Raw genomic sequence first — 4,699 nt, 5'->3', positions numbered from 1 at the left:
TGGGTATTTCGGACCAACGTGACCGCTGGTTTCGGTATCGTGACCGAGGATTTCGGCCCATCGTGACCGACTCCGTTGTCGGTTCATCGTGACCGGCCGTTTCGGCAACGTGACCGATCATTTCGGTCATCGTGACCGCCGTTTCAGCCCACGTTTTTGTGGGATCTGAAGCCAGGCGGTGCTGCGTAGAGAACTCAACCCGGGCGTCCTAACCTCGACGGCTTTTGCCTTCAGGAGCCGGATGCCCAAACCTCGAATTTCTCTACGCATGATCAAAGACGTTATCCGCCTGAAGTGGCAGGCCGACCTCTCTCACGAGCAAGTCGCCGCCACCCTCAACATCTCCAAAGGGGCCGTGGCCAAGTACGTTGGCCTGGCCCATGCTGCTGGCCTGGATTGGGAGACTGTCCAGGATTGGAGCGAGCAGCGACTGACCTCCGCCCTGCTGCCCAAGGCCACCACCTCCCAGCCCTACATCACCCCCGACTGGGGCCGCATCCACCGCGAACTCGACCGCAAGGGCGTGACACTCATGCTGCTGTGGCAGGAGTACGTGGAGGCCCATCCCCATGGTCGTACCTGGCGCTACACCCAGTTCTGCGGTCACTACAAGGACTTCGCCCAAACCCTCAAGCGCTCGATGCGCCAGCACCGGCGCGCCGGCGAGAAGCTGTTCATCGACTTCGCTGGCTCCACGGTGCCCTTGCGCGATGGCGCCCGTGCCCAGGTCTTCGTCTCGGCCATGGCCGCCTCCAGTTGCGTCTTTGCCTGCGCCACGCCCGCGCAGCGCCTGGATGACTGGGTCGAGGGCATGGTGCGCGCTCTGCACTTCTACGGGGGTGTGCCGCAGCTCATCGTGCCTGACAACGCCCGTGCCGTGATCGCCTCGCCAGACCGTTACGAGCCACGTGCCAACGAGACGGTGCAGGACCTGGCCCGCTACTACGGCACCTCGGTGCTGCCTGCGCGCCCACGCACGCCGCGCGACAAGGCCACGGCTGAGAGCTCGGTTCAGGTCGTCACACGCTGGATCCTGGCCAGGCTGCGCCACCAGCGATTTGAGAGCGTCGCTCAGGTTGACGCGGCCATTGCGCAGCTGCTCCCCAGCCTGAACGAGCGGCCGTTTCAGAAGCTGGCGGGCAGTCGCGCCAGTGTGTTCGCCGAGCTGGACGCCCCAGCCCTGATGCCGCTGCCGCAGCAACCCTATGAACTCGCGCGCTTCAAGACCGTGAAGGTCCATATCGACTACCACGTCGAGATCGACGGTCATCGTTACAGCGCACCGCACCCGCTGGTCGGTCAGACGCTGGAGGCTCGCATGACCGGGCGCGGCATCGAGTTGCTCTTGCGCGGCCAGCGCGTGGCCGCCCACGCGCGCAGCGACAAGCGTGGGGGTTTCTCTACCGTGGAGGCACACATGCCCGCGGCCCACCGCGCCCACATGGAGTGGACGCCACAGCGCCTGATCGAATGGGGGCAGCGCATCGGTGTGGCCTGCGGTGAGTTGATCACCCGTTTGCTGCAGACCTACAAGCATCCCGAGCATGGCTACCGGTCTTGCCTGGGTTTGCTGAGCCTGTCCAAGAGGTACGGCCCGGTGCGACTGGAGGCCGCCTGCGAGCGGGCGTTGGCCCTGGGCACATTGCGCTACAGCCATGTGCGTGACTTGCTGGCCAACAACTGTGACCAGATCACGCCCCAGTCCGAGTCGGACTGGACCAGCCCGGCGCACGCCAATCTGCGCGGCCCGGGCTACTACCAGTGAGGTGGCGCCACCGCCGCCGCCGCCGCCACTGCCACCATTGTTTCTATCTCCAATCCACGGCTTCAGGACATCATCACCATGCTCAACAACACCACCATCGCCCAGCTGCGCTCACTCAAACTCGTGGGCTTCGCCGATGCCTTGCAACAGCAACACGAACAGGCCGACTGCCTGAATCTGTCCTTTGATGAGCGCCTGGCCTTGCTGGTCGAGCGCGAGGTCTACGCCCGCAGTGACCGCAAGCGAGCGCGTCTGCTGCAACAGGCGCAGCTCAAGTACCCCTCGGCCACCTTGGAGGACGCCAGCTTCGAGGGCATCCGGGGAATGGACCGTCCGGCCCTCATGGGCCTTGCGCTGTCCACCTGGATCGATCGCGGCGAGACGGTGACCCTGGCCGGTGCCACAGGCTTGGGCAAGACTTGGCTGGCGTGTGCGCTGGCCCAATACGCGTGCCGGCAAGGTCGCTCCGCGCTGTACTTGCGCGTGCCTCGACTGGCAGAAGAGCTGCGCATCTTGCATGGGGCCGGCAGCTTCCGACGCTGGCTACAGCAACTCGCCAAGATCGACGTGCTGGTGCTGGACGACTGGGGCATCGGACACCTGGACGCCGCCACGCGTGCCGATTTGCTGGAGGTCATCGATGACCGGGTGGGGCAGCGCGCCACCATCATCGCCCACCAATTGCCCATCGAGCATTGGCACGCCTGGCTGGGCGACCCCACCGTTGCCGACGCCATTCTGGACCGGTTGCTGCAGAGTTGCCGGCGCTTCAGCCTGGACGGCGAGTCGCGACGAACGGGCCGCACGGCGCGCACTGCAACCGTTTCAAAAACGACCATCAAGGACCCCCATGAAGACCTGACAGCCTCTCCAAAACCGTAAACTCAACCCCCTACGCAGCACCGCCAGCATCACGGCGGTCACGATCGCCGAAACGGGCGGTCACGTTACCGAAACGGCGCTGAGAACATCGCTCAGCCCACCGGTCACGATGCGCCGAAATGACCGGTCACATTCGCCGAAATACGCACCGCGTACTACGAGCGCGTGGTGCGCCTGCTGGCCGACCTGGAAGACGCGGACACCAGCCTCTCCAGCGCTGTGGCCTCGCCCCGTGGGCGCTTGCGCGTGGATGTGCCCAGCCCGCTGGCTCGCATGATCCTGATGCCGGCACTGCCGGCGTTTCATGCACGCTACCCGGAGATCCAGCTGTACATGGGTGTGAGCGACCGCATGGTGGACCTCATCGGTGACAACGTGGACTGCGTGCTGCGCGGCGGTGAGATCACCGACCCTTCGTTGATCGCCCGTCACGTGGGCGATCTGCAGATCGGTGTGTACGCGGCACCCAGCTATCTGGAGCGCGTTGGCACGCCGCTGCACCCGGCTGAACTGGACGATACGCACCACCGCACGGTGGGTTATCTGCGCGCCCGCAGCGGCACGGTGGCGCCCATCGGCATGCACCGCGATGGCGAACGCATGGAGGTGCAGGGGCGCCATGTGGTGGCGATGGACGACGGCAACGCCTACCTCGCGGCTGGCGTCGCTGGCATGGGCGTTCTGTGGCTGCCGCAGTACATGGCGAACGACCATGCGGCACGGGGCGAACTGCTGCCGCTGTTCGACGGTTGGAGCTTCGATGCGATGCCGATGTATGTGGCGTTCCCGTCCAACCGCCATGTGAGTGCGAAACTGCGAGCCTTCATCGACTGGGTAGTGGATCTGATGCCCGAGCACGTGCCTGTGGCTTCGAGGCACGAAAACTCATTTCATGACAAGCACTGCACTGATGGCGCTCACCGTGACCAGCACGCAAACGTCCAACAGATTCAGGCGGTGTGATGAGCTGAACAACTTCATCCGTCGTAAGTGCATCCCAGTCGCCTAGGAACTGCCCTGGTGACAACGAACTGGTCAGAAAGCGATGCCCCGTCTATATCGGACATCCCCGAGGACAATGAAGCTTAGGGCCCAGATGCCTTTCGCTGCAACCCTTCCAAGGCGGTGAGAAGGCCACTCAGATCCATCCTATGAGTTTCACCAGCATTGATTTCGGCGTACACGATTGTCTGCTGCCGATCAATGAGGAAGCGCGCGGGTATCGGCAGCACCCACCCACCTTGCCCATTGAACTTCTCAAGGTCCACGTTCAAATCAAGATATAGCTTCCTAAATTCAGCTGGAACTTGCCATTCCACACCGAACTGAGCCGCCACGTGACCACCAGAATCATGCAGTATCGGGAAATCTAGCCTGCGCCTTCGGATGTGCCCGCGGCTGAATACTGGTAACTGAGGAGAAACGGCAAGCACCGATGCACCAAGCAGCTTGAACCGCCCGGTAACCCCCTGCAAGGCATTCAATTCCTTCCGGCACCAAGGACTCCATTCGCCGCGATAAAAAACCACCACCACGGGCCCATCGCGAAGCATTTCTGAGAGGGAGACAGTTTGACTTGTCGCGTCCGGGAGGGAAAAAGCTGGTGCGCGGCTAGGTGCCTGCAATGCTCTGGTAGCGCGGTCGCTGGAGACGGCGTCTTCCATCACTCTGAGCATCGCAACTAACGCATTCGAGCGTGTCCCCACCTCCAAGTGGGTACGCAACGCGTCAAGCTTCTGCTGCAAAGACATTTAGGGCTGGGCCAGCCGCGATCAAAAGTGCGAAAACCGCAAGAAGAAAGCGTACTGAGTTTTGTCTGCATTCTTGCACGTCAGCGCGAGTGCGCACCAATGTAGGGCCTGTCAATCTTGCGCAGCGGACAAGCGGCTGAAATTACGAGGACAAGGGCGCGATGTAGGGCTACTTTGAACTGGGCGGCACATCCGGAGGGTCACGCGCGATTTCCGAAATAATGAACTCAGTCAAGGCCCGTGCAGAAGGCTTCGCTTGACGTCCAACAGCATAGACTGGGCTTCCCCCAGTTTCCCGGAC

At 62.8% G+C, this 4,699-nt stretch carries 3 protein-coding genes and 1 pseudogene; 3 read left to right on the top strand and 1 reads right to left on the bottom strand.

Features of this window, described 5'->3' with window-relative positions; translation table 11 throughout:
• Positions 1-241 precede the first annotated feature (241 nt).
• From istA to Q0C59_RS18770, 3 genes and pseudogenes are all read left to right on the top strand, one after another.
• Positions 242-1,765 (top strand): IS21 family transposase, encoded by a 1,524-nt coding sequence (gene istA / locus Q0C59_RS18780; protein ID WP_026437811.1) that lies wholly within the window; start codon positions 242-244, stop codon positions 1,763-1,765.
• Between the two features lie 78 nt (positions 1,766-1,843).
• Entirely contained in the window at positions 1,844-2,647 is an 804-nt protein-coding gene (gene istB / locus Q0C59_RS18775; protein ID WP_008904314.1) for an IS21-like element helper ATPase IstB, read from the top strand.
• 150 nt (positions 2,648-2,797) lie between these two features.
• A pseudogene (locus Q0C59_RS18770) lies at positions 2,798-3,610 on the top strand (LysR substrate-binding domain-containing protein); the annotation flags it as partial.
• A gap of 122 nt (positions 3,611-3,732) precedes the next feature.
• Here Q0C59_RS18770 and Q0C59_RS18765 read toward each other — a convergent pair.
• A complete protein-coding gene (locus Q0C59_RS18765; protein WP_026437473.1) occupies positions 3,733-4,398 on the bottom strand; it encodes a peroxiredoxin-like family protein in 666 nt (221 codons plus the stop codon).
• Positions 4,399-4,699 lie beyond the last annotated feature (301 nt).

The organism is Hydrogenophaga sp., from assembly GCF_022844385.1.
Lineage (GTDB): Bacteria > Pseudomonadota > Gammaproteobacteria > Burkholderiales > Burkholderiaceae_C > Hydrogenophaga.
This window is presented reverse-complemented; position numbering and strand designations above follow the sequence as displayed.

Excerpts from the sequence above, each read along its gene's own strand:
- istA (WP_026437811.1), top strand. The coding sequence starts at position 242 with ATGCCCAAACCTCGAATTTCTCTACGCATGATCAAAGACGTTATCCGC.
- istB (WP_008904314.1), top strand. The coding sequence starts at position 1,844 with ATGCTCAACAACACCACCATCGCCCAGCTGCGCTCACTCAAACTCGTG.
- Q0C59_RS18765 (WP_026437473.1), bottom strand. The coding sequence starts at position 4,398 with ATGTCTTTGCAGCAGAAGCTTGACGCGTTGCGTACCCACTTGGAGGTG.